Genomic DNA, 1,339 nt, shown 5'->3' on the forward strand with positions numbered 1-1,339 from the left:
TWAAAATTACCTTTATATAATGCTTGAATTGAAAACATATCAATTATATAACTACAATTTGTTCCGTTTGGTGTCTGTAAGAATTCGCAATCATTATCTTTTTCACTTATTGCTAATAATGATGTTATTCCTGGATTATTTTTAAATAGTTTACCAAAAATTGTGTTAGCTGGATCATTAATTATGATTTTTGCTAGTGTTTTAAATTTAGCGGGGTTAAATTTAGCTGAAGATTTACCAATTATTGTTATTAGTGGTGCATTATTGGTATCGCTATGAATGATTATTTCGCCAGCATTATTAAATAAATATGTCATTAAAATTACGAAATCAGATACCTTAGCAGTTGGTCATACCGGATCATTATCATACTTGTTTTCTGCTTGAATTGGAATTGTAATTGCAAAAATAAGTCGTAAACCACTTAAATCAACAGAAGAAATTAAGTTTCCAAAAGGATTAAGCTTCTTACGTAATACTAATATTGCAATTGCAATAACAATGTTTTTCTTATACTTAATTATTTATTTTACTGCATGGGGTGTGAAAGGCTATGATGCCTTAGTTAATGCTAACATTCTTAATACTGGTCAAGATGTTTTTGTCCAAGGATTATTACAATCATTTACCTTTGCTGCTGGGGTGAAGTATTACTAATTGGGGTTCGAATGTTTATTGCCGAAATTGTTCCTTAGTTTAAAGGAATTTCTCAAAAGTTAGTACCAAATGCAAAAGCAGCGTTAGATGGCAATTACAATTATTATTGTTCATCAAATTGGTTGACAAGATCATAGTTTTATTGGCTGAGCAATTGTGATTCCAAGTATTGTTCCGCATTTCTTTGTCGGAGCAACCGCTGGTGTCTTTGGGAGTGCGTATGGAGGCGTATGAGGAGCAATCTTTGGTCCATTTCTAAATGGGGTTTTAATGACTTTTATTCCATTCTTATTTTTTGGTTTAAAATATATGCATACATTAACAAATGCTAATGGTAGTTTAAACGGTTTAACATGAGGAGATAGTGATTTTCTCTTAGGTTTACCAATTGCTGGGTTAGGACAGTTAGTTGGACGAAATGTTAGTTTATGATTGTTGCCAGTTCTTGCCGTTATCCTGCGACTAATATTACCACTTCTTAATTTAATAGACTTCTTGCATAACCTATTAAAATAATTGTAAATATTTTTAAAAAGATACTAATAGCAAATTATAATTTTAATTAATTATGTCTTTTATTCTTTAATTTTGTCGAAAACTCTTGATGAAATAAAAAAAATCATCAATATGACAATTTGAAAACTAATTTTGTGTAAGATTATGATTTTGCTTTAAATTTWTW

The 1,339-nt window shown here is 29.6% G+C and carries 3 protein-coding genes; 2 read left to right on the forward strand and 1 reads right to left on the reverse strand.

The window, feature by feature from the left end:
• On the reverse strand, positions 1–317 hold a 317-nt coding region (locus EHV01_RS05650; protein ID WP_422066610.1), incomplete at its 3' end, for a hypothetical protein.
• On the opposite strand from EHV01_RS05650, the gene EHV01_RS05655 reads away from it, so the two are divergent.
• Positions 244–657, forward strand: a complete 414-nt coding sequence (locus tag EHV01_RS05655) for a PTS transporter subunit IIC (RefSeq protein WP_422066609.1) — start codon at positions 244–246, stop codon at positions 655–657. The two genes, EHV01_RS05650 and EHV01_RS05655, sit on opposite strands and share 74 nt — an antisense overlap.
• An 87-nt stretch (positions 658–744) precedes the next feature.
• Positions 745–1,173, forward strand: a complete 429-nt coding sequence (locus EHV01_RS05660; RefSeq protein ID WP_422066608.1) for a PTS transporter subunit IIC — start codon at positions 745–747, stop codon at positions 1,171–1,173.
• The last annotated feature ends 166 nt before the right edge of the window (positions 1,174–1,339 follow it).

Source organism: Spiroplasma sp. hy2 (assembly GCF_044714365.1).
GTDB classification, from domain to species: Bacteria; Bacillota_I; Bacilli_A; order Mycoplasmatales; family Mycoplasmataceae; genus Spiroplasma; species Spiroplasma phoeniceum.